Consider the following 22,875-nt stretch of genomic DNA (forward strand, 5'->3'; position numbering starts at 1 on the left):
TCAACAAGGAGGCAATGGTGGGCAGGGCATTGAAGCAGGCGGTCATCGCGGCAATCTTATCTCTTGCGGTCGTTGGGTGCACGACCGTGACGCCTAGGATCGAGCCGGCGCCGGCAACGAAACATCGCACCAAACAGGTTCGCGTGACGACGGCGCCGAATGTGGTCAAACAGAAGAAGGTGACTGCCAAGAAACTGGTCAAACCGGTCAACGATGGGCCCAAGCCTGTTATTATACAGCCATTGGGCGGCGGCGGTGGGGCCGGCGGCGGTGGCGGCGGCGGGTGGTGATAGCGGCGCAACCTCGACACACGTTCTTCCGAAGCGAGATGACTCGTCTCGCTTCTCCGCAACTTGCTAGAACCGCTCGCCAATCGAAGGCAAGTGCTCTATGCTCCCGCCACGTGCCGTATCGAGATCGGGTTGTCCTGGCGGGGGCGTTCCATGTTCGAAGTCGTTGCATTCTCGCAAGCGAAAGCCGTGACGCGGCCTATTGGCCTGATCATTGCAGCAATATTGGGATTGATGGTCCTTGGACCGCCAATGGCGAGTGCCGCGCCGAACTGGACGCTCGATCCTGACGCCTCGGTGCTCACCTATCAGTCGGTCAAGAAGAACACGATCGTCGAGACCAACAAGATCAGGAATATCACCGGCACGCTGAGTTCCGCCGGTAACGCCAGGATCAGCTTCGATCTCAATTCCGTCGACACGGGCGTCGACCTGCGCAATGTGCGCATGCGGTTCCTGTTCTTCGAAACATTCAAATATCCGACGGCCGAGCTGACGGCGAAGGTGGACCCGGCCGCCTTTGCCGACTTGCCGGCCAAACGCCGGATCAAGGCAACATTACCGTTCCGGCTGAGCCTGCACGGCGTCGACAAGGATCTGGAGGCGAGCGTCGTGGTAACCATGATCAGCGACACTCAGGTTTCCGTCGCGTCGGAGGCTCCCGTCGCGGTGCATGTCGAGGATTTCGGCCTGCTGCCGAACGTAGACAAGCTGCAGCAGGCCGCCAATGTGACGAACATCGTGCCCACCGCCTCGGTGTCCTTCGACTTCGTCTTTGTCGCCGACGGCAGCAAGCCGGCCGCGGTGCAGACAGTCGCTGCCGGCACCACCGATGTCGGTCCCGTGGCTACCGACGCCGCTAAGGCCAATTTCAGCGACGAGGAGTGCCTCAACCGGTTTGCCGTGCTGTCGCGCACCGGCGCCATCTACTTTCGCTCGGCCAGTGCCCGGCTCGATGCCAAGAGCCGTCCGCTGCTCACCGAAGTTGAAGGGGTCGTCGGCAAATGCCCGACCCTGAAGGTGGAGGTGTCCGGCTACACCGACTCGGACGGCTCGCCCGAAGCAAACAAGGCGCTCTCCGAACGGCGAGCGCAGGCGGTTGCCGATGCGTTGGTCGCCGGTGGCGTGCCGCGTCAGCAGATCAGTGCCGCCGGCCATGGCGAGGAGAGCCCGGTTGCCGCCAACGACACGCCAAAGAACAAGGCGCTCAACCGGCGCATCGAATTCTCCGCCACGAAGCTCGCGAACTGAGGTCGGGGTGGGCTCCCGTGCAATCGCATTTTGCACCGTCTTGCTTCGCGGCTCCGGCCTTGTCGCGCTTGTCCTGCTTTTGACTTTGACGGCCGCCAGTGCCGAGCGCCGCGTCGCGCTGGTGCTCGGCAACTCGCAATATCAGCACGCCGCGCCGCTGGCCAATCCCGCGCGCGATGCCCAGGCGATGGCCGAGCGCCTGAAGAACCTTGGTTTCGAGGTGGTCTCTGGCTTCGATCTCACCAAGCAGCAGACCCAGACCACGGTCGCCCAGTTCGCCAAGCAGGTGCGCGGCGCCGATGTGGCGCTTTTCTTCTATGCCGGCCATGGCCTGCAGGTTTCAGGCAAGAACTATTTGCTTCCGGTGGATGCCGCACTCGAGGACGAGACCTCGCTCGACTTTGAGGCCGTGTCGGTCGATTTCATTTTGCGCCAGAGATTCTCGCGAGACAAGCATACGGCTGGTGTTTCTGGACGCGTGCCGGGACAATCCTCTGGCCGATGTGCTGGCAAAGACCGCCGGCATCAAGGGTGCAAGCAGTGGCCTTGCGGAAATTCCGATCGAGAATGGCGGCGCTGGAACGCTCGTCGCCTTTGCCGCCAGTCCCAACCAGCTCGCCTATGACGGGTCTGGCGACCACTCGCCCTTCACGACGGCATTGCTCCAGCACATTGGGGAATCCAATGTCTCCATCACCGAAGCGATGAACAGGGTGACCAGTGACGTCTTCAACGCGACCGCCGGCAAGCAACGCCCCTGGATCAACGTCTCTTTGACCACCGAGGTTGTCCTGCACAAGGTCGATCTCAACGCGCCGCTGATCGTCGGCGAGGCGAGCACCCGGCAAGCTGAAGCCGGCTCTGACGCACGCAACACCGGCGCTTCGCCAAGCCAGAATGCCGATCAGCTTGCGCTTGATACCCTGCGCGCGAAAATCCCGAAGCTGGCTACCGACGGCCCTATCCTTTTCGATCGTCCCATCAAGTTCGGCGACCCGGCGATCGACGGCAAGAGCATCGCCCAACTGATCAAGAGCGAACCGCTTTTCAGTCCGGTGGAAGGCCTCGACAAATCGGTCTGGGAAGGCAAGCACTGCGAGACCTGCCATCAGTGGAATGAGGCCCGGCTTTGCGAGCAGGCGAAGAATTTCGCCGCCAACGACGTCTCGGTCCTGCGCCTGCAGCATCCGCTCGGTACCCGCTTCAAGGTCGCGCTGGCCAGGTGGGCGCAAGGCGGCTGCCAATAATGCCGGACTGATGTCGGCGATGACGGGCGGCGCGTAGGGATCGGCGAATGCCGTTACGCCTCCATCTCCGCCATCTGAATGCCCATTTCGACAAAGGCCGAAAGCACGGCAAACCGGTCCGCCAGCGAGGCCCGGGCCAGCGCGGCCAGAATTCCGGCATTGACGGCATGGGCGGCAGGAAATCCGGTCGACACCATGTTGAGGGTCGGGTCGCGCCACACCGCTGCCAGAGCGATCCAGGCGGCCGGCGTCGCTGGCGGCAGGTCCAGGGAATTGCTCAAGACCGCTTGATGGTCGGGATTGTCAGGTTCGCCGACGCGGTCGTGGACAAGCGCCAGCAATTCGAGATCCCGGTCCGCGAGGAGCTCGGCGAGAGTGCTCAGGCATTCATGTCCCCACCAGACGGCGGCTCGCTCGGGCAGGAGGTAGGCACAGAACGTGATTGCTTCTTCCGGCACGCGCCCGGCAAGCAGGGCTCGGCAAAAATCAAGCGGCGGCTGGCCGGTGGCCAGCGATTTCATGTCCCTGGCGATGGCGGGACAAGCAAGAAACAGATCCCGTGCCGTTCTGTATCCGAGTTCATTGGCCATGGCTGCCATACCCCGAGAGCCACCAGAACAGCACTCAAGCCTGTGGCCGAGCGCCGGTCAAGCGTCAGTCTTCAGCAGGTGGCGGACGCGAGCAGAATGCGTTTGTTCACAGACAATCGCTTCCCGATTTGATATGATGCCGCCAGCGAAATCCACTTACACAGGAGTGACGGTCATGCGATGGGGCAGTTCAGCCTTGGCATTGGCGGCCATGCTTCTTGGGACGCACGTCTGCGCCGATCCGCTTCAGAAGTCGGAAGACATCGTCAAGTTCTTCGCCGGCCAGCCCGGCAATCTGGGTGCCGCGCGCGGCATCTGCGTTGGCACGGAGGAAGAGTGCAAGAGCAAGGCCGAGAAGACTGGCTCAGCCCAACAAAAGGCTGGTCTCGACATGATGATCAATTTCGCCCTTGATTCCGCGCAACTCGACCAGATCGCGCGCACCGAACTCGATGAGTTCGCCAAGGCACTGAAGGACAATCGGCTGAGCACGTTCAGCTTTGTCGTTGAAGGTCATACCGATGCAACCGGCCCGGATCGCTACAACCAGGACCTGTCGCAGCGGCGGGCCAAGTCGGTGGCCGCGTTCCTCGAAGCGAACGGCGTTGAATCGGCGCGGCTCGAAGCGATCGGCCTGGGCAAGTCGCACCCGCGTGTCGCCAATCCCTACGATCCGGTCAACCGACGCGTGGAAATGCGCATCAGGACCGAGTAGGCGGTCGCCGCCAGGCCGATCCTTAACAGCGACACTGGCAAGGGATCTTGTCCAAACGCCGGGTCCACCTTGATGCCTTCTGATCAATGTTTGAGCGCGCTGCCGATCACAACGCCGCTGCCGAAAATGAGCGCCCTGGCCAGGAAGTCATTATTCTCTCTCGGTGGCGGCTCGTCGCGCGCAATGGTCTCGCTGCTGAGCCTGCGCTGGACAACCTTCTGTTGCTTGTGTGGCACCGGCTTCAGGGTGCGGGTCTTCTGCACGACCTGTTTCTTCGGCGGCGCCGCAGTCTGCTTGCCCGCCTTCAACTGGTCGATGTCGAGCCTTGCCACCCTGGCGAAGAGGCCGCTCGGGAACTGGTCGAGATACGCCTCGTAATAGGGAATGGCGTTGTTTTTCGAGGCCTCATCCCAAAGGCGTTGCTCGACCTCCCAGGACGGCGGATCGCTGGCCACCGGCTCAGGGGCGGGCGAGGCCGGCGTCTTGGCTGCATCGCCGATTGGCGCCGCCGCGGCTTGTGCCGCTGGCTTGCCAAGGAAAACCTCGCGCCCCAGTGATGCGTTGTGCCATGGGCGCTGCCGACCTTGCGTGGCTTCAGTCACGTCGCCGCGCACGCGCGTCAGCGCGCTCTGGATCTCGACCCCGGGTTCGGTCAGGTGCTTGGCCAAGGCCAGCGAGTAGGGGCTGTCGACGCCGTTGCCGTCGAAAGCGACAGCACCGGGATCGGTCGCATAAGCAATCAAGACACCGCCGGTGCCGACGCCGTCTGCCTTTGCGTCCACCGGCGCGAGGCCGGCACCGAGCGAGCGGCTCTTGGGCAGCGCCGTGGCCAGCGTGCGAGCCAGCGGATTGTCGCGGCAGGCATCGAGGATGATGATGCCGGCGGCGGGATCGGCAGGCAGCGCCGCCATCAACTCGTCGATCTGAACTGTGCGGGTCTTGAGATAGGCGGGTGAGGTAAGGTCGGCATCGACCGGTATGAGATAGTTCTTGCCGTCGACCTGCATGCCGTGGCCGGCGTAGAAGATGACCGCGAGGTCCGCGTTGTAGGATTCTTCGGTGAATTTGCTGATCAGGCCATGCATGCCGGCATTGTCCTGGTCGACGCCTTCGATCACTTCGAAGCCGGCGTTGCGCAGCGTCGACGCAATCAGGTGGGCATCGTTCGCCGGGTTAGGCAAGGCAACGGCGTTGACATATTTGCTGTTGCCGATGACCAGCGCGACACGCTTGCTCTCGGCTGTTGCGGCCTGGACGCCGAAGGCGGCAAGGATGGAAAGGACAAGTCCGCTCAAAAGGATGGCAAACAGTTTCATGGATCAGCCCTCCGCCCCATGGGGCGCTATTGATGCCTGTGCATGCCCAGTTCGTCAGCGACAAAGTCGCTTTTGCCAAAAATGGCTCTCAGGCTTATGTGACCCCGACCACGGTTTAGGTTCACAGGGTGCGCCCTGAGCCTCTGAAAATATTTGCCAATATGCCAGCCGCAGGCGTCAAAACCGATCGACCGGGCGATCTGTGCGCAGTTAGAGCCAAGACAGTTACTAGCCTGGCTCAAGCGTACCTTGGATTGAATTGAGCAGCCCCGCTATTGCCTGCTTGTATTTTTCGAACTCCGGCGATGTCTGCCGGAGTTCGGTCGTGGTTGTCGTCGGCTGGCTCGCATCAGTCACCACGCGCGGCACTTTCTGTCCCATCTTCCGCTCGGCCCAGTCAATGACATAGCCAGCGGTCTTGCCGATGAGGAAGGGATTGGCCTCGATCACCGCTGAACCCAGAACGGCGCTCAATTGCGACGAACCCGGCGCCGCCAGCACCTGGTGCGCCCCTTCCATGCCGAGGAAATGGCAAAGATACAGGCGCCCGGCGGTGATCTGGTGGCCGCGGGCGCGCAGATAGGCCTCCCCTTCGCGCGCCAGGTCGCGCACCATTTCGCGCGACAGCGTCGCGTCATAGCGAAGCGCGAGCAGGTCGGCGGTCGAAAGCGATCGGGCAAGGTCGGGACGATAGGTGTTCATCATCCGGATCCAGGTCTTGGTGATGAACTGGCCGGCGCCCGTTGCCGACGAGTTGGGGTTCTTGGCGCGGGCGCTGCCGCCGCTTTCGACGTGGACGATCCGGTCGGTCAGCGTCTCGACCGCGGAATCGCCGGGCCCGCCCGAACTGACGGAAACGGCGGTGGCGACTGCGGTGACTGTCCCCAGCGGGTCGATCGCCTCGCCGTTCTCGTAGAGCTCGAAATGCAGATGCGGGCCGGTCGAAAGTCCCGTAGTGCCGATATAGCCGATGACGTCGCCAGCCTTCACCTTGGTGCCGACGCCGCTGGCGATGGCGAATTTTTGCATATGCGCGTAGCGCGTCTCGCGGCCGTTGGCATGCGTGATCTTCACCAGATTGCCATAGCTGCCGCCATCGCCCTGGAAGGAAATCTCGCCGTCGAACGCGGCCATGACAGGGGTCCCGACCGGAGCCGCCCAGTCGACACCTTTGTGGATCCGAACCGTGCCGAGGATCGGATGCTTGCGTGGGCCGAAGGTCGACGTCATCACGCCGCTCACCGGCGTAACCATGCCGTTAGTGACGGTCAGCGAACGAACCTGATCATCGCCGGTCACGCAGGCATACTGGCCATCGCTTTGCTGGAAGACGAAGCAGTCGAGGTTCTTGTCCTTACCCTGGACGCCGACATAAAGCACCCGTCCGGAGATCTCGCCCTGGTCGCGCGGCCTCTGCGAATAGATCATCACCAGACGCTGGTCCTCGCTGGCGAAAGCGTCGAGATCCTGTCCCCTCGACAGATACATGATCGCTTCGCCGATCACGCTGGTCGGCACCTTGTTGCGTGCCGCGGTCGAGTAGATTGCGTCGAGCAGGCGGTACTGCCGCTTGGGCCCGCCCTGGTCCGAGGCACCGGAATAGTTGAAGAGGTCCTCGCTCACCCAGGGGTCGACCCCTGAAACGAAGGCGCCCGCTGCGTTGCGCGTCAGCGTACCGACATAGACCTTCCTTGCGTAGACCGAGACCTGCATCAGCGACAGCGTCGTCGTCTCGCGGTTCGGCCGGAAGCCTCGCATGGCGACTACAAAACCGGCCTCGAGTCCATCGCGCTTGAACAGCGCTTTCAGCGCCTCGCCCGCAAGCCTGGCGTCCTCCTCGGAGAAATGCGCGTCGAGCGCCACGCTTTCCAGGCTACGGTCGTTGAGGATTTTCACGAAAGTGTCCTCTGTCGCCGCGAAGCGCTGATATTCGCTGGTGACGGTCGCGACTGTGGTGTTGTTCTCGATAGCGGTTCTCTTGAAGGCGGGGAGCGCTGCCTCTCGCTGGTCGATGGTCTCGCCCCAGCCGGCCTCGGGGGAGTCTGCGTCGGCTTTGGGCGCCGAACCGGCGGGGATATCGCCCGCGTCCGGCGGCGCCTGCAGGTCGTTCGCCAGATCGCCCGGTTGGTCGTTGGGCGAAGGTGCGGGCGAGGTCGGTTGCTGATCGTCTGGGCCAGTTGAAGGCTTCGGAGCAGTCTGCCGCTGCGCCTTGAAGAAGGCAAAATCCTCCTGCGTCGACGGGATCGTCGTCATGAACTTCTCGCTGGCGCTCAGCATCACGTCGGACAGAATCTCGATCTGCGGCGAGGCCCCGGAACTATCGAGTTCGGCCGGGCGCGCAACCGTGTGGCCCTTTGCGGCGGTGTCCGCATCGGGCGCCAGCGTGATCCACATCGGGTCACCGGCAAGGTCGATGATGGCCGGCACATAGACCGAGGCGTCGGGCGGCACGTCTTCCATACCTTCGACGGGATGCAGTTCCTCATCCTCGTCGCCGAACGACCAGTTGTCCTTGGTAAGATAGAAGCCGGTGGCGATCGCGATGACGGTGAGCGTTGCAACGCCAGCAAGAACGCGGCGCCAGAGTTTGCGTCTGCGCTCGGCCAAGCGCGCCAGCTTCTTCTGTTTGAAGCTCGTGTCGATGCTGTGCGTCACGGGCTGTTTCCGGTCAGGAAATAGGTCCAGCGCACCTGCTCCAGCGTATCGACCTCGACGAAACGCGCCGCGATGTGACCGCGCTGCCAGCAATCCTCGATGCCACGGATGGAGAAGCGGCGCCGATCAACGCACATCTCGGTCGATCCGTTGAGGATCGCGTGGCCGAACACGTCGGTCGCGTAGAGGTAGATGTAGCGGTTGGCCAGTTCCTCGCGGATAATGTTCACGCACTGGTTGGCGCCGATGGTCCACCAGCCATCGGTCTGATCGGCATTGTCAACCTTCTGTCCGACGGCGAGGTTGACGACGTCGAGCGTCTGGTTGCAGACAGTGAATTCGGCATGCGCCCTGCTCGTCGAGAGGACAACGAGCAGCGCCGCGCCGAACAGCGCGGAAAATGCCAGGCGGTGGGAGAAGTCCGGCAATAATCGAAACCAGCTACGCTTTGTGCGTGACGAGGGCTGGCAAAATGAATGCGAGGGGCGAAGGTCCATCGGCGTTCATATCTATCCGCCGAGCCGGAAATATTTGGCGGTGGCGGAAAACCCCGAGCCGTCGGAGCCGATCTCCTCGAGGATCTTTGGCAAAAGCTCGGAGACCGGTGTCGGTCTCGAGAACATCGCGGCCTGGATGTCCTTCGGTCCGGTGATCACCAGCATGATCTGCGGCAGGGCCTTGCCGGCCGCCTTGTCGGCGGCGCCTAGACCGATGGGGATGTTGAAAGTCGCCTTGTCGGCTTGCGCCACGATGCGATCGTCGAGGTTGAAGGCGATGCCCTCGTGGTCGATCAGCATGACGTTGGAAACCAGCCCGGCATGCGTTACCAGCGTGCCGCTGATCGGCGCGCCATCCGGCACCGATGTCCGGTCGAGAACGAGCTGCGGACTTTCCGCACGGTTCCGGTCGATGAAGCGCAGGAAGTTTGTCACTTCACACTGGGGTTGCTCGATGAGACGGACGCTGATGTCCGGCTCGACATGGAACCTCGACCGAAAATCATTGAGCATCCGCTCGAACGGCTGCACGGCCCTTGCGAAGCCCTCGATGGCGGGGGCGCTGGCATTGTCCGGTGTCAGCGACGCGTAGAAGCAGTCGCCGCCGCTGAAGTCGCGCACCCATGAGGCGCGTTGCGCCGTCTCGTCGACCGCCTTCGCCGGCGGAACCGCCGGCTTGGGCACATTGATCGCGACTTCGGTATTTTCGGGCTGCGTGGTTACCGGCAACTGCGGTTGTTGGGACGGCTGCGCCGCCTGCGTTGGCTCTGATGGCGCGGTTGGTTGCGGCTGGCTGGCGGTCGGGGTCGGCGCCGGCTGTTCAGCCGGCGGGCTGGTCGGCTGCGCCGGCACGGGGCTCTGCGCAATCGGAGGCGAGGAGGCGTTCGGCTTGGCCAATTTGGACAGCGTGTCGACGAGGTCGGTTGCGCTTGGTTTTGTCGCCGGCGGGGTTGCCTCCTGTGCCGGCTTGCCCTCTGCCACCACCTGGCTTGGCTCGAACGCCTTCGGCGGCGCGCTGGCTGGTTTTGACGAGTTCGCACTCTCCTCAGCCTTTGGCACCGGCACTGCCGTTGGCGGGTTCGCGGCCGGCGTCTGGGCAGGCTTGATCTCGCCCGAGGGCACTTGCGCTCGATTGTTGTTGGCCGTCAATTCGGACTGGGCGGCCGGCGCCTGCTCGGCGGGCTGCCGTGATTCTGTCGCCGGCGGCACCTCGGGCTTGGGGGTCGGTACGGGGATTTCGGTGGGCTTGGCCGGCTCCGGCGTCTGCTCGCCCGCCGCCTCCGCCTGGTTCTCAGCCGGTATTGGGGTCTTCACCTGTACATCCGGCAGGGCAGGTGGCTTCACCGTTTCGACGGTGGCAGCGCTGTCAGGTTTTGACGGCTCCGGCCGAGGCTGCACCGGTGATTGTGGCTGAGGTTTCGATGCTTCCGCTCGCGGTGTTTGGGCCACCGGCTTCGGTATCAGGGGCTTGAGTTCCTTTTCGGCCGGCGGTGGCGCCAGCATGCCACTGAAGTAAACGCCGCCGCCCAACAGGACCGCCAGCGTCACAAGGCCGCCAGCGATGGCCGGCATCCGCGACGATTTTCGCGGCCCAGCCGGCGTGGTGGCGCTGGCCGGCGCGGGCGTCGGCGCGGACCCTGGTTGCGACAGATGCGCCGGCCGCACATGTTCAACGAAGCGCTGTTCGCCCGGAGGCACTGAAGGCTGGAGCCTGGACTCGGTCAGCGCCGTCCAGCCGGCGCGCGGCAAACCGGAGCGTTCACGCGAACCATACGATGCCGGCAGCAATGTCACGTCGACATCCTCGCTACGCGTTGCCCTGGCGATCTCGGCCATGCTGGCCGGCCGATCGCGCGGATCCGGCTGCAACATCGCGCCGATAAGCTCGTGGAAATCGGGATCGATGTCGGACAGGTCCGGCACGGTCCGGCGTTTCTCGATGACCTCGTACGGCGTGCCGTTCATATCGAGCGGCTTTCCGCGCAATGCGGCGGCGAGCACCAGTCCGAGGCTATAGATATCGGACTGCTCGCTAACCTCGCCGCCATAGAGGCCGAGCTGTTCCGGGGAGACGTAATTGTATTTGCCAGCGAACTTCCCGCCGATCAGCGTTTCACCGCCTGCGGCCGCCGACCGAGCGATGCCGAAATCGATGATCTTGGCGCGTTCCACCCGCCCGCCAGGCAGGATGATGTTGTCCGGCGAGAGATCGCGGTGAACCGCGCCCGCCTGGTGCACTGCGGCGAGCCCCGACGTCAGGCGATGGCAAAGCCGCCGCACGTCTTCCCCCGGCATCGGTCCGCGACGCATCACGTCGAACAGGGACTGGCCGTCCACGAACTCCATCGCGAGATAAGGGCGGCCGATCCTCGGATCGATGGTGAAGACGTGATAGCGCACCACCGCGTCATGCGACAGGTGGTTGAGGATCGACGCTTCCTTGCGGAACAGCGACAGGATGGTCTGGTCGCGGGCGAATTCGGGCAGTACGATCTTGATCGCCACATGGTCGCCGGTCTGGATGTTGTGGCCGCGGTAGACTTCTCCCATGCCGCCGGATGCGATCCTCTCGTCGAGTTCATAAATGCCGCTGAGCTGGGTCCCGACGCCAGCATAGGTGGCATCCGTCGATATCCGGGTCTTGTCGTCGTCGCTCATCTCGCCAGGCTCTCCGCTTCGGACCGATCCGAATGGAGCGCACCGTTGCGCCCGCCGCCGATCTTCACGAGTACGATGGTCACATTGTCGGTTCCGCCGCGCGCCAGCACCGTCTCCAGCAGGCTTCGGCACGCCGCCTGGGGCGTTGCGGATATCACCGCGGCTTCGATCTCAGCGTCGCTGACATGTGCCGTCAGTCCGTCGGTGCTCAGGACGAAAACATCCCCCGGCATCAGCTCGCCCTGCTGGAAATCGATCTCGAGTTCATCGCTGACGCCGACGGCATGGGTGATGACATGGCGGCGCGGCCAGGTAAGCGCTTCCTCCGCGCTGATCGTGCCGCGGTCCAGCAACTCCTGGACCTCGGTGTGATCCTTCGAGACCTGAAAGATCGCGCCGTTGCGGACCAGATAGATGCGGCTGTCGCCGGCCCACAGGCCAGCGAACCGTCCGTCCATGGCAAGCAAAGCCGCGAAGGTCGAGCCGATGGTGATGCCGCGGGATCGCGAGATGTTACGGATCTCGGAATTGGCGCGGCTCAGCCGGTCTTCGAAGCGCGCACGAAGGTCTGGTGCCGAGCTCGCAATGCCGATCGTCGCCAGATGATCGACGATGCTGGCCGACGCGACCTCGCCGGCCTCGTGCCCGCCCATGCCATCGGCCACCACCCACAGGCCGGTCTGCGGCTCTATCAGGTAGTTGTCCTCATTGTGGTCGCGCACGCAGCCCTTATGGCTCACGCCGAAGCTTTCGATGGGAAGGGCGACAGAGCTCAATTTGCCACCAAGCGCTTCGCGAGCGTCCTCTGTGACCAAGCATGGGCAGGGCGCCCAGGCCACTTTGCCACAAGCGCATACGTTAGAGTACCGAAATGAACGCTGCGGCCGTCGGTGCGCTGGAACACAGCCATGTCAGAACGCCTTCGGACAGCTGAAGCCGGACAGGGCCGGCAGCAGGAAGGGGTTAGGCCCCGGTCCGGTCTGTATCGTGTAAGCGACGTCTCGTCCGCCGATCACGAAACGGGCTTCGGTGTTGGCGCCATTGCCGGTGATGGTCGCCTTGTCCAACAGACGCCTCAAGGCCCACGGTCCTTCGAATTTGAGAGCGGAGTCGCGGCCTGGCATTTCCGGCATCAGGCTGAGGCTGGCGGAACCAGAGGCAGTGCTGTTTGGCCAGGTCACTGTGCTTGGCGCGCTCCCCGCCTGGCTACTTTGGACGGTCTGGCCGTCGATGTTGAGAACCGCGTTGTTAGCGTCGCTATTCAGCGAAAAAGGCGTGAAGGTAATCGAAACCGACGGCACCGAGCCGCCGGAAGGGAAGAAGGCGCTGCGGATTTCGGCGGCCGTCTGAAATGATTTCAAGGTCGACTTCGCCAGGTCGCGGCGGACATCCTGCCTCCAGGTCCATTCCTGGCCGGTCATGTCGATCAGCGGCGCAAGGTTCTGCGCGAAGAAGCGGTCCATCAGCCCGCCCGGCGCGAAGAGTTTGGCGAAATCCGCTATCGAGATATCTTCGGTGCCGTCACTGGCGAAGGGATAGCGACCGTTGACCGTCTCCTCGCAGGCTCGCGTGACCGTCTGGTCGAGATTCTGGTTGAGGTTGGCCACCGAGGCTTCGGCGACATTGCCTTCAAACTCGTCCGCTGCCGCGTTGACCATCCGCGCCAGCGGCTTCGGAAGGCGGGAGGCATTGGCGCGCAGCGTGGAGATCTGCAACTGCAGGTTGGCGTTGACGCGTTCGGTCTGTGAAGGGACATCGGCCGAAAGCTTGAGGCTTTGAAAGATGTCGCGGAAATTCCGCGTCAACGCATCGAGCGGCCGCCGTCCACTGACGCCGCTAACCAGGGCCTGGAACGATCGAAACTGTGCCTCGACGCCCGCGCCGGCATTCTGCGCGACAGCCGAGTCCAGTCCGGCTCGGCTCTGCGACTTGCCGCCGGCGATCTGCAGGCCGATGCGTGCCAGACCTTTGGCCATGCTGGGTGGGTCCTCTTGCGCTGCCCTGCTCTCGCCCTCGGCCGTGGTGTTCTGCTTCGTCAATGCAGTCTCATCGGCGATCGCCGTGAACAACTGATCGAGAGGCGAGTCCGACGCGGCGAGGGCGGAAAGCGCGAGATATTGCGGCTTGTCCTTGAGCAACGCCTTGAACTTCAGCTGGTCGAGCACGCGGTTCCATGCGGAGGAGAATTCCTCGCCGTAGCGGTCGATCAATTCGGGACCGAGCTTGGGCAGGTCCTGGTCGATGCCGCCCTGTTCGCCGCCTCCGCCGAGCACCCACTGGTCGTTGACGAGCATTTGCGCGATGCGCGACAGCTGTGGCAGGAAGAAGCGGTTGAAGCCGGCGCGCGTGTAAAGTCCAGGAACGTTGAGATCGGCGAGATCGCTGCCATCCATGCGTTCGAACAGCAGCTGCGCCTCGGGGCCGGCTTTCGCTGCAACGGAGAGGTCTTCCAGCCTTGCGGCGTAGACCGCCGACTTGATCAGCGCCGAAGCGCGGTCGGCAAGGCTCATGCGCCCAAGCGAGCGTTGCGCGGCTTCGATCAGTGGCTGGTTGAGTTCGAAGACGGGATCGTAGGCGTCGTCGAGCGCGAGCATGGCGCGCAGATGCTTTTCGAGCTGCGCGCGGCCCTCGCTGTTGCTTTCGCCGGGATAGCGGTTCTCTTCCCAATCCTGCCTCATCCAGGAAACGATCAACTCGTCATCGACCTTCGGGGCCTTGCCGCCCAGCATCAGGTAGATCTTCAGGGGCTCGTAGAGCGCGATCGGATCGGCCATCTTGGCCTGGATGGTGCGCTCGGCCTGCACCAAGAGCCGCGAGCGGAATGTCCGCTCGAGCGCTTGCCGATAGGCAGTTCTGGAGGCAGACAGCAGCCTCTCGTGCTGGCTAAGCCCGAACGTCTCCTCGATCGGCTTTGCCTGGTCGCCGTTCTCGAAGCCGGCGGGCAGGTTGCGCAGCTGGTCAAGCGGGCCGATGACGTTTTCCAGGTCGACGTCGGTCACCGTCGTGCTCTTGAGCAGCGAATCGGCGCTGTCGCGATACTGTGCCATAGCCTGCCTGGTGGAGGTGATCAGCGACTTGTTGGCGAAGAAGCTGAGGCCAAAGGCACCGAGCGCCGCCAAGGCCGCCAGCGCAATCGCGGCGAGGCCGACAAGTCTCGCGAGCCTGGTGCGCCGTTCGGCCGTTCGGTCGAAGGATACCCAGCCCGATTCCGGGAAGATCACCTTGGTCAAGAGATCGTGCAGGAAGAAGCTCTTGCCTGTCCCGGAAAGATGCGCCTGCGAGGTGGTGCCGAAGCTGCGGCCGATTGCGCCCAGCACCTGATCGAACGGTGTTCCTTCCTGGGTACCAGAGGAGAAATAGAGGCCCCGAAGGCTGACATTCACCCGCAATCGAGAGGCATCGAACAAACTGCCGATGAAATGCGTTATCCGGTTCCTGAGGGCACCGAACTGCGCCGGGAAGCCGAAGATGGCGATGCGCGCTACCGGGTCGGCCTCTTCCTGCAAGCGATCGACAACTTCTTCCGCCAAGCGCTTCGCCAGACCGTCGAATTCGGCCGGCGCCTCGCCGGCCATGTTCCTTGTGCGATCGACGGTCTGGAACGTCGTGCCCCACACCTTGCGCCTGCGCGATCCGTCGAATTCACCGAAATACTCCATGAAGCCGGAGACGAGATCGGCCTTTGTGAAAAGCAGATAGACGGGAAACTGGATCTTCAGCGTCTCGTGCAATTCGCGCAGGCGGCTTCTTATCTCGGTGACATGTGCCTCGATATGCTGGTCGTCGAGGCCAATGAGATCGGCGAGGCTGATGGCGAGGATCACGCCGTTGATCGGTTGCCTGGCGCGGCTTTTCTTGAGCAATCCGAGGAAAGCAAGCCAGCTTGCCTTGTCGCGCTCGCGGTCCGATTCCTGCGTCGTATAGCGGCCGGCCGTGTCGATCAGCACCGCTTCATCGGTAAACCACCAGTCGCATGACCGCGTGCCACCAACGCCCGCCACCGGCTGGGCATTGGCGGATCCCGCAAGTGGAAATTTCAGCCCGGAATTGACCAGCGCCGTCGTCTTGCCGGCGCCTGGCGGGCCGATGATGATGTACCAGGGAACGTCATAAAGGAAGTTGCGCTTGCGGCTCGTCCGCTTCAGCGTCGCTATGGCTTCGCTCATGCGCGCTTCGAGCATCTGTGAATCGTCGCTCCGCTCGTCGCTGCGCACAATGGCCATTTCGAGCGCCTTTTGTGCCTTGCGCCTTTGCCAGGAGCGAATGCCATAGAACAGCGCCAGCACCGCGACGGTCACGCCGATGATGACCGCCCTCAGCCACACGGATCCAAGCGGCCGGGTATCGGCGAAGCGGATCAGCGGTCCGGCATACCAGACGGCGGCCGAGAAGCCGACCAAGGCAAGCACGCTGAAGATCCGCAGCACCCAGCGGATCAGCCGCTCCTCGCCGCGCTCGCTCACAACGACTCCTCCTTCGGGATCATCACGTCGACGCGGCGGTTCTTGGCGCGGCCGTCCGCCGTCGCATTGTCGGCGATGGGCTCGTCTTCGCCCTTGCCGTCGACGCTCAGGCGCGATGAATCCTTCAATCGCTTGGCGATCATGGCCTGCACCGCTTTTGCACGCGCGACGGAAAGATCGAAATTCGATTTGAACGCGCTCGACTTCTTCGGCTTCACATTGTCGGTGTGGCCGACGATCTTGATCGGTCCGGGTTCGGCGTCGAGGGCCTTGGCGATATCGGCCGCGATCGGCTGGAACTGCGCCTTCAACTCAGCCTGGCCGGATGCGAACAGAAGCTGGTTGCTGATCTCGACAACGATGAAGTCACCCTTCGTGCCGACGTTCAGTCCGCCGGCGGCGACCTCCTGGGCGAGTGTCGCGCGGATGCGGTCAATCTGCGTGGTGTTTGGAGGAGCGGGTGGCGGCGGGTTGGCTTGCATCGGTTCGGCGGGTGTCGCCACGCTGGCGCGTTCAATGGTGACCGGGGTGGAAGGATTGAGCGCCAGCAACGCGCCGGCGGTCGCGTCGCCTTCGTCGGTGATCAATACACGCAGCCCGAAAAAGGCGGCCGTCACGAGGGTCGCTGCGGCGGCTGCGATCGCCCAGAGCGGCAGTCGCCATCGTGGCTTGGGCATCGCCGCTGCCATGCCTCGCCACCGGGGCGAGAGGTCCTCGGCGGCGCGCGGTCTGAAATAGCGCAGCGTGTCGTAGACGTCGCGCCGAACGCTCTCGAGTTTGTTCCGTTCGCCGGACAATCCCCGATACTGGCCCTCGAGCCCCAGCGACAGGCAGGCATGCATCAATTCGAGCAGGTCGTAATGCGCTTCAGGCTTGGCGAGGATGTTGTTCAGCGCTTCATAGAAGCCGGTGCCTGTCGGTCGTGTGTGGAAGAACTGCACCACCAGACTGTGCTGAAGCCAGGTTTCCTTGTTCGGCCAGGGCAGGTTGCCGACGAGATCGTCGGCGGTTTCGCAAAGCGCAAATTTCGCGATCCGTGCGTCTTCTTCCCCAATACCGGCCTTGGCAATGGTATGATCGAAGGTCTCGATGGCGTCTGCGATATGCTCCGCCAAGGCTGCGGCTTGCCGTTGGACCGGTATCAGCCGCAACTGACCGAACAGCATGAGCAAGGGGGCTGCGGCGGCAAGGATAGGATTTGTCGCGGCATACTTCACGCCAGCGATGGCGTCGAGCAACGCGTCCTGCTGCAACGCCGGTGCCGCCGAGGGCTCAGCTCCGTGGCTGGCCCCCTGAAAGACCACCGTTCCGGACGACCAGCCAGGGGGCATTTGTCGGCCAAGGCCGGGGTCGAACACCGTCGATTCCCTGGCGGGTGATGGAGCACCGGAACTATCGGGAGCCACGCGCGGCTTTTGCCTTGGCCGTGGCGCACGGATGACGGTTTTGTCCGGCGGCTCGGAGGGATCGTCCTTCGAACTCATCGGCGCACCACCGTCGAGGTGCTATGGGGATATTCCAGGCGGGATGATAGGGGCGTACCAGGCAGGGTATCAACAGCGTGCCGGATGGAAAGACTGATCTTGCCGAAACATGACATTCCTGCACACGCCCCAAGCCATGCCGCTTTGCCAGCCAGGCAAGCACCCATGCGCTATCCTAGTCGCACCCGAAGCCGATTGAAATCGGAAAGCAGGAGGATCAAGGAAGCGGCTCCGTCTAGCGGTCCCTCACACAGCCCGTAAGGGCGTTGCTGACGACATTGGCCGAGCGCGGCTATTTCTGCTTGCCAGGCTATTTCTGCTTGCCAGCCTTCGCGTAGGCTTCTGCGAAATAGGCGAGGAAGACGTCCAGCATACCGTTTTCGTGCTTGTCCTCCATCGTCCGCCACGTTGCCACGAGCGCATCCCAGGCTTGGCTTTTCCTGGATGAAAAGGACGCAGGCGGGATTCTTTTGGCGATCGCCTCCGGCGACAGGTCGTCGAGCAGCCTCGAGAGCGCGGCCTGCATGGCGGCGTAGGTCGCGATTTCGTGGGTCTTCAGGTCGCGGAACGCATCCTCGATGCTATGCCTGGCGTCGAGATAGCCGGCCCGGCGCTTGGCAAACATGATTTCGAGTATGTCGTCGGTGCCCGGCACGAATTTCAGTGGGTTGTTGTCATCGGCGCCGATCATCGTGCGGTGCGCGCTTTTGGCGAGCACCTTGGCCGCCGCGCGCGCCTTGAGCAGCAAGGACAGTTGCTCAACCGTGGTTCTCAACACCGCACCGATCTCGGCAGCGACGTCATTCGGGTCGCGCGACTGCAACAACTCCGGCGATAAGCCGGCCGCCCTGGCGATATCGCGCAGTATCCCGTCCGCTTCCCCTGGCTGCCTGGCCGGGACAGCGGGGCTGGGCTGCAGCACTGGGGACGTCGACACCGGCGTTGCCTCCGCCGGCTTGTGGAACAGTGCGCTGCCCAGTTCCAGCGGCGTTCCCGTCGAGGGCGGCAACTCGCGTTGCGTCGAACCGGTCCTGGCTTGGGGATGACCGGTGGCGACGCGCTCTTCGTCGACCGAAACGGCGACGACATAACGGCCGATCAGCAGCCGGTCGCCTTGGGCCAGCCGATGCGGCGCATTCATGCGCTGGCGGGAGCCGTTGACGAAAGTGCCGTTGCGCGAGACGTCATGAAGCCAGAACGAGCCAGTTTGATAGCGGACTTCGCAATGCCGGCCCGAGATGATTTTTTCAGGGTCCGACAGTGTCCAATCGCAATTTTCGCGCCCGATTTCAAAACTGCGGTCGCGCGCGGCATAGCTCGTCGCGACCCCCGGCGGCAGCCCATCAACATTGCTGATCTGGAGCGAAATGAACATTCGAAGCCACTGTCAACGCTGAAATCCAAGGCATTCTAGCAGCTTGCCAGCGCGGTGGGAGAGGTGCGTTTAACATGAATACACGCCACGGTTAGCCATTGCTTTTGTTTGGCCGCCAGAAAACATATGCTAGGCTTGCAATGGTCCGATGCGGTGAATTCGAAAACTTCCCGAACGTGATGCAGTTACGCATGCGGGGGCTTCAATCCATCACACTGGCGGCCGCGTCCAGGAGGGGCACGACCCATGCCGAACGAACGTGCCACGGTAGTGCAGACGCCGGTTGGCGCCGATGTGCTGACCTTTACCCATCTCGTCGGTCGTGACGAGATCAGTCGTTGTTTTGCCTATACCGTCGGGTTCGTGAGCACGAGCCGGGACGTCGATCCGCTGAAGATGCTGGGCGGCATCGTTTCAGTCGAAGGTGAATCCAATCCAAAGCGCTGGTTCAGCGGCCTAGCGTCGGATTTCAAGCTAACCCGCATCGAGGACCGGCTGGCGTTCTACGAGGCAACTGTCAGGCCATGGCTCTGGTTCCTCGGCAACACCACCGACTGCCGTATTTTCCAGAACATGACAGCGGTCGAGATCATTGAAAAGATATTCTCGAAATACGGCATCGCCAAATTCGAGAAGCGGCTGCAGGGGTCTTATCCCTCGCGCGAATATTGCGTGCAGTACGATGAGAGCGATCTCGATTTCGTGCAGCGGCTACTTGAGCACGAAGGCATCTTCTATTTCTTCGAGCACGACGAGGGCAAGCACACGCTGGTGCTGTGCGATGCGATGAGCAAGCTGAAGCCTGTGCCCGGCTACGAGAAGGTGCTCTATAATTTCGAAGGCCACGGCTCGCGGCGCGACGTTGAATACATTACCGAATGGATCCCAGGCAGCGCGGTGCGACCAGGCGCCTATGCCCATACCGACTATGATTTCGAGAAGCCTGGCGCCGATCTGATGGCGAAATCGGCCCAACCCTTCAGCCACAAGGAAGCCTCGGGCGAAAACTATCGCCAGCCCGGCGCGCATCTCGATGTTGGGCGGGGCGATAAGATTGCGGGTATCCGGCGCGAGGAACTCCAGGCGGTGCACCAGCACAGCACGGCGGTGGGCACCGTGCGCGGCCTTTTTTCAGGCTGCAAGTTCACGCTGGAAAGTTTTCCTCGCGACGACCAGAACCAGGACTATCTGGTGGTCAGCGCCGAATACCGGCTGTTCGATCCGGGCTACCGGACCCAGAACGAAGCACACAGCGAGAACTTCAAGGTAGTGCTGGGCGTAGCACCCACGAAATTGGCCTATCGGCCACCGCGAATCACGCCGCGACCGATCATGCGCGGCCCTCAAACGGCAACGGTGGTCGGCCCTTCGGGTGAGGAAATCTTCACCGACAAATACGCGCGTGTGAAGGTGCAATTCCATTGGGACCGCCTCGGCAAGAAGGACCAGAACTCGTCCTGCTTCGTGCGCGTGTCTCAGACCTGGGCCGGCAGCGGCTGGGGCTTCATCCAGATCCCGCGCATCGGCCAGGAGGTCATCGTCGACTTCATCGAAGGCGACCCGGACCTGCCGATCATCACCGGCCGCGTCTACAATGCCGCTGAGATGCCACCCTACGGACTGCCGGGCAACGCGACGCAATCGGGTTGGAAGTCGAATTCGTCAAAGGGTGGCGGCGGCTACAACGAGCTGATGTTCGAGGACAAGGCCGGCTCCGAGCTGGTCAATTTCCAGGCGCAGAAGGACCACCATCTGCTGATCAAGCACGACCGCAACAAGACGGTCCAGCACGACCAATCCGACCGCATCGACCACGACGCCAAGCATTCCGTCGGTCACAACCTCGACGAGGACGTCGGCAACAACAAGACGGTCAAGGTGGGTGTCAATCAAACGACCAATATCGGCAGCAACGACACGGAGACGGTGGGCGCCAACCGCTCGCTGACGGTCGGCGCCAATGAGACCATTCATGTCGGTGCCAATTCGTCGGAAACAATCGGCTCCAACCATTCGCAGACGGTCGGGCTGGTACAGACGGTGACAGTGGGCGCGGCGCGCATCGACACCGTGGGCGCCACCGAGACGCGCAGCGTCGGCGCGGCGCAGATGAACACCATTGGGGCCTCACGTTCGGTTACGGTGGGGGCGGGGCAGAGCCACGATATTGGCGCTTCCGACAGCTGGAATGTCGGTGCCAGCCAAAGCGTGCAGATAGGTGCGGACCAGAGCTTTGCGATCGCCGGGAGCCAGACTTCTCAAATAGGAAAGGACCGCAACTCCAAAATCGCCGACAACGACGTGACCGAGATTGGCGCGGCGCACGAACTCAAGATCGCAAAAGGCAGCATGATTCGGGTTGGCGAGGACTCGACCGTCAATGTAGGAAAGACGTTTTTGCTCGAGGCGGGTGACTCGATCGCTTTCAAATGCGGGTCCGCAACAATCACCATGAAGAAGGACGGGACCATCACGATCGAAGGCAAGGATATCTCGATCAAGGGATCCGGTAAGATCAACGTGAAGGCATCGAGCGACATCACGATGAAGGGTTCCGAAATAAAGCAGAACTGAGGGCGATCATGTCGGCGACAAAAGAACGGATAGAAGGCGTTGCAATCGGCATTTTCTTGGGTTTCGGAGAAGATGCTCCTCTTGTGGTCTTCCCGGGCAATCCAAATGAAACGGCCGTTCCGGCGCGAAGTCTTGCGGAATTGACCTCGGACATGATCGGCGCCGAAGTGGCGTTGCTGTTTCAGGACGGTGATCCAGGTCGGCCGCTCATCGTCGGGCGGATTATTGACCCGGCTCACAAATCGAACACGCGGCATGTCGTTCGCGACGGAGAACATGTGCGCATCAATGCGAACGAGCGAATTGAACTTCGCTGCGGCAAGGCCACGATCATCATGGAAAAAGACGGACGCATCACGATCCGCGGCACTTACGTGACAAGCCATGCCAGCGCTACGAACCGTATTCGTGGGGCATCGGTGAACCTGAACTGATGCCCAAGGTTATCCTGCGCGAGATTGTGCGGCAGCATGCGGAAATGGCGGCGTTTCTTTGGACCGTCTATGACCATCATTTGCTGAATCCCGACGAGAATCCCGACATGGACGAGGAGCGGCTCGAGCGCCTCGTTGAAAGGCTGGATGCTCATCTCGATGGCCTTCGGGTCGCCGGCGACGCGGGACGGGAAATTGCGGAGGCCCTCTACGCCGAGTATCCCGAACCCGGAGAAATGTTCGTCTTGCGCATGTTGATCGACGGGGCGCCGAAACGCATTGCCGAACTCGACCTTGCCAAGGTCCGGGCATATCTGTCGCAGAACAGCCCTTCATGACCACATCACCGTCCGACCTTGTCGGTGGAGGGGCGAGCGACTAACTGAGTACTGTCAGATAAGTCGAAGGCCGTCATCGTAGACGAGTGTAAGCGTCTTCCATCTTCGGCCATCAAACCGCCACGCGGTGTCGATGCCGGCGACGTACAGGAACTCGCCATCAGTGCGGAGATCTGAAGCAATGCCGGTGTCCTCGAACGGCTGAAGCGCGTCGGCCGTTTCGATGTTGAGCCCTGCCTCATCTCCCCAGTAGGCTTTGCCATTGAAGCTTCGCACAGAGAGATATGTCATATCGGCGGCGGCGGTCATCTCGGTTACTTCATCATTTGCAATTCGAAGGCAGGCGCCGTCATCGCCGGCAACCCTGATCTTGCCGTCCGGCGCGACGTCGATGCCACGCAGCCGATCGTGCCGATGAGTTTCCAGGGGCTGCCAGCCCGTTCCCGCCAAACGGTGAAGAGTGCCCATCTCACCGCAGGCATAGATGCCATGCTTAGGATGCCCATGAATATCCAGGTATTCATTAGTTTGGAGGGGCGTGATTGACTGCCACTGCGAGCCAACCAAGCGATAAGCCACCCCGTCCGTTCCAACCGTGATCGGCCCTCCGGTATCCTCTGCCCAGACCTGCCTGAGGCTTTTGTCGCTGGCCTTATCACGCGTCCAAGTCGTACCGCCGTATCTCCAGATCCAGGTGGTGGCTTCAAGTGCAAACAACTCGCCTGAAGGCGCGGCCGAGAGCGCCATCAGCCATTCAGAAGTCACAAGGGCCCCACGAGCTTTCTTAGGGTCGAAATTTTCAACGACAAAGATCACAGAGACAGTGGTGACGTAGTCGGCGTCGCTGAGCAGAAACAGGATCGCCACTTTGCCGCCGCTCAACGGAGCAATCTGCAGGCACTCGATGTCAGTATCCGGATCGGTTGTGAATCCCTCGAGGTCTTCCTTGTCCATCTTCATCCGCTACATCCTCTTGCGTTTTTGTCGG

General features: G+C 62.4%; 17 protein-coding genes and 2 pseudogenes. 8 read left to right on the forward strand and 11 right to left on the reverse strand.

What is annotated here, in order from left to right:
• The first annotated feature begins 29 nt into the window (after positions 1–29).
• From FJ970_RS19625 to FJ970_RS33670, 4 genes and pseudogenes are all read left to right on the forward strand, one after another.
• Positions 30–290 carry a hypothetical protein gene (locus FJ970_RS19625; protein WP_224590305.1) on the forward strand — a complete coding sequence of 87 codons (261 nt, stop codon included), beginning with the start codon at positions 30–32 and terminating at the stop codon, positions 288–290.
• Between the two features lie 153 nt (positions 291–443).
• Positions 444–1,541 (forward strand): OmpA family protein, encoded by a 1,098-nt coding sequence (locus FJ970_RS19630; protein ID WP_140763711.1) that lies wholly within the window; start codon positions 444–446, stop codon positions 1,539–1,541.
• Positions 1,447–1,869 (forward strand): annotated as a pseudogene (locus FJ970_RS33665) (caspase family protein); the annotation flags it as partial. The gene FJ970_RS19630 and the pseudogene FJ970_RS33665, both read left to right, overlap by 95 nt.
• 136 nt (positions 1,870–2,005) lie before the next feature.
• Positions 2,006–2,788, forward strand: coding sequence for a caspase family protein (locus tag FJ970_RS33670; RefSeq protein ID WP_265336184.1), 783 nt, complete (start codon positions 2,006–2,008; stop codon positions 2,786–2,788).
• A 53-nt stretch (positions 2,789–2,841) separates the two neighbouring features.
• Here FJ970_RS33670 and FJ970_RS19640 read toward each other — a convergent pair whose 3' ends face one another.
• A complete protein-coding gene (locus tag FJ970_RS19640; protein WP_224590307.1) occupies positions 2,842–3,378 on the reverse strand; it encodes a DUF6931 family protein in 537 nt (178 codons plus the stop codon).
• Between the two features lie 175 nt (positions 3,379–3,553).
• On the opposite strand from FJ970_RS19640, the gene FJ970_RS19645 reads away from it, so the two are divergent.
• Positions 3,554–4,093 carry an OmpA family protein gene (locus tag FJ970_RS19645; protein WP_227791856.1) on the forward strand — a complete coding sequence of 180 codons (540 nt, stop codon included), beginning with the start codon at positions 3,554–3,556 and terminating at the stop codon, positions 4,091–4,093.
• An 83-nt stretch (positions 4,094–4,176) separates the two neighbouring features.
• Here FJ970_RS19645 and FJ970_RS19650 read toward each other — a convergent pair whose 3' ends face one another.
• From FJ970_RS19650 to tagH, 9 genes and pseudogenes are all read right to left on the reverse strand, one after another.
• Entirely contained in the window at positions 4,177–5,409 is a 1,233-nt protein-coding gene (locus FJ970_RS19650; RefSeq protein WP_140763719.1) for a caspase family protein, read from the reverse strand.
• 228 nt (positions 5,410–5,637) lie between these two features.
• The gene (locus FJ970_RS19655; protein WP_140763721.1) at positions 5,638–8,064 is read right to left on the reverse strand and encodes a M23 family metallopeptidase; all 2,427 of its coding nucleotides are present in this window, start codon (positions 8,062–8,064) and stop codon (positions 5,638–5,640) included.
• The gene (locus FJ970_RS19660) at positions 8,061–8,561 is read right to left on the reverse strand and encodes a DUF1036 domain-containing protein (RefSeq protein ID WP_181178779.1); all 501 of its coding nucleotides are present in this window, start codon (positions 8,559–8,561) and stop codon (positions 8,061–8,063) included. The genes FJ970_RS19655 and FJ970_RS19660 overlap by 4 nt, the downstream gene beginning before the upstream one ends.
• Before the next feature lie 1,460 nt (positions 8,562–10,021).
• Entirely contained in the window at positions 10,022–10,069 is a 48-nt protein-coding gene (locus FJ970_RS33920; RefSeq protein WP_415752046.1) for a hypothetical protein, read from the reverse strand.
• A 388-nt stretch (positions 10,070–10,457) separates the two neighbouring features.
• Positions 10,458–11,219 (reverse strand): annotated as a pseudogene (locus FJ970_RS33925) (serine/threonine-protein kinase); the annotation flags it as partial.
• On the reverse strand, positions 11,216–11,995 hold the full coding sequence (locus FJ970_RS19670) for a PP2C family protein-serine/threonine phosphatase (RefSeq protein WP_140763726.1): 780 nt from the start codon (positions 11,993–11,995) through the stop codon (positions 11,216–11,218). The pseudogene FJ970_RS33925 and the gene FJ970_RS19670, both read right to left, overlap by 4 nt.
• 135 nt (positions 11,996–12,130) lie before the next feature.
• Positions 12,131–15,658, reverse strand: a complete 3,528-nt coding sequence (tssM, locus tag FJ970_RS19675) for a type VI secretion system membrane subunit TssM (protein ID WP_140763791.1) — start codon at positions 15,656–15,658, stop codon at positions 12,131–12,133.
• A 20-nt stretch (positions 15,659–15,678) separates the two neighbouring features.
• Positions 15,679–17,166 (reverse strand): type VI secretion system protein TssL, long form, encoded by a 1,488-nt coding sequence (tssL, locus tag FJ970_RS19680; RefSeq protein ID WP_140763729.1) that lies wholly within the window; start codon positions 17,164–17,166, stop codon positions 15,679–15,681.
• Between the two features lie 310 nt (positions 17,167–17,476).
• Complete coding sequence (tagH, locus tag FJ970_RS19685) at positions 17,477–18,541, reverse strand: type VI secretion system-associated FHA domain protein TagH (RefSeq protein ID WP_140763732.1); 1,065 nt, start codon at positions 18,539–18,541, stop codon at positions 17,477–17,479.
• 246 nt (positions 18,542–18,787) lie between these two features.
• Between tagH and tssI the strand changes: the two genes are divergently transcribed.
• Genes tssI through FJ970_RS19700 form a run of 3 tightly spaced genes read left to right on the forward strand, consistent with a single transcriptional unit; the run spans position 18,788 to position 21,887 of the window.
• Positions 18,788–21,115 (forward strand): type VI secretion system tip protein TssI/VgrG, encoded by a 2,328-nt coding sequence (gene tssI / locus FJ970_RS19690; RefSeq protein WP_140763735.1) that lies wholly within the window; start codon positions 18,788–18,790, stop codon positions 21,113–21,115.
• An 8-nt stretch (positions 21,116–21,123) separates the two neighbouring features.
• The gene (locus tag FJ970_RS19695) at positions 21,124–21,549 is read left to right on the forward strand and encodes a DUF6484 domain-containing protein (protein WP_140763738.1); all 426 of its coding nucleotides are present in this window, start codon (positions 21,124–21,126) and stop codon (positions 21,547–21,549) included.
• Positions 21,549–21,887: a hypothetical protein gene (locus FJ970_RS19700; RefSeq protein ID WP_140763741.1), complete on the forward strand. Its 339-nt coding sequence runs from the start codon at positions 21,549–21,551 to the stop codon at positions 21,885–21,887. The genes FJ970_RS19695 and FJ970_RS19700 overlap by 1 nt, the downstream gene beginning before the upstream one ends.
• Positions 21,888–21,941: 54 nt before the next feature.
• Here FJ970_RS19700 and FJ970_RS19705 read toward each other — a convergent pair whose 3' ends face one another.
• Complete coding sequence (locus FJ970_RS19705) at positions 21,942–22,847, reverse strand: hypothetical protein (RefSeq protein WP_140763744.1); 906 nt, start codon at positions 22,845–22,847, stop codon at positions 21,942–21,944.
• Positions 22,848–22,875: the final 28 nt, after the last annotated feature.

This window comes from Mesorhizobium sp. B2-1-8, assembly GCF_006442545.2.
Taxonomy (GTDB): Bacteria; Pseudomonadota; Alphaproteobacteria; order Rhizobiales; family Rhizobiaceae; genus Mesorhizobium.

Bases quoted from the DNA above. Each gene is read 5' to 3' on its own strand.
- FJ970_RS19640 (WP_224590307.1), bottom strand. From the start codon at position 3,378: ATGGCCAATGAACTCGGATACAGAACGGCACGGGATCTGTTTCTTGCT.
- FJ970_RS19645 (WP_227791856.1), top strand. From the start codon at position 3,554: ATGCGATGGGGCAGTTCAGCCTTGGCATTGGCGGCCATGCTTCTTGGG.
- FJ970_RS19660 (WP_181178779.1), bottom strand. From the start codon at position 8,561: ATGGACCTTCGCCCCTCGCATTCATTTTGCCAGCCCTCGTCACGCACA.
- FJ970_RS19650 (WP_140763719.1), bottom strand. From the start codon at position 5,409: ATGAAACTGTTTGCCATCCTTTTGAGCGGACTTGTCCTTTCCATCCTT.
- tssI (WP_140763735.1), top strand. From the start codon at position 18,788: ATGCCGAACGAACGTGCCACGGTAGTGCAGACGCCGGTTGGCGCCGAT.
- FJ970_RS19700 (WP_140763741.1), top strand. From the start codon at position 21,549: ATGCCCAAGGTTATCCTGCGCGAGATTGTGCGGCAGCATGCGGAAATG.
- FJ970_RS19705 (WP_140763744.1), bottom strand. From the start codon at position 22,847: ATGAAGATGGACAAGGAAGACCTCGAGGGATTCACAACCGATCCGGAT.
- FJ970_RS19695 (WP_140763738.1), top strand. From the start codon at position 21,124: ATGTCGGCGACAAAAGAACGGATAGAAGGCGTTGCAATCGGCATTTTC.
- tagH (WP_140763732.1), bottom strand. From the start codon at position 18,541: ATGTTCATTTCGCTCCAGATCAGCAATGTTGATGGGCTGCCGCCGGGG.
- FJ970_RS19630 (WP_140763711.1), top strand. From the start codon at position 444: ATGTTCGAAGTCGTTGCATTCTCGCAAGCGAAAGCCGTGACGCGGCCT.
- tssL (WP_140763729.1), bottom strand. From the start codon at position 17,166: ATGAGTTCGAAGGACGATCCCTCCGAGCCGCCGGACAAAACCGTCATC.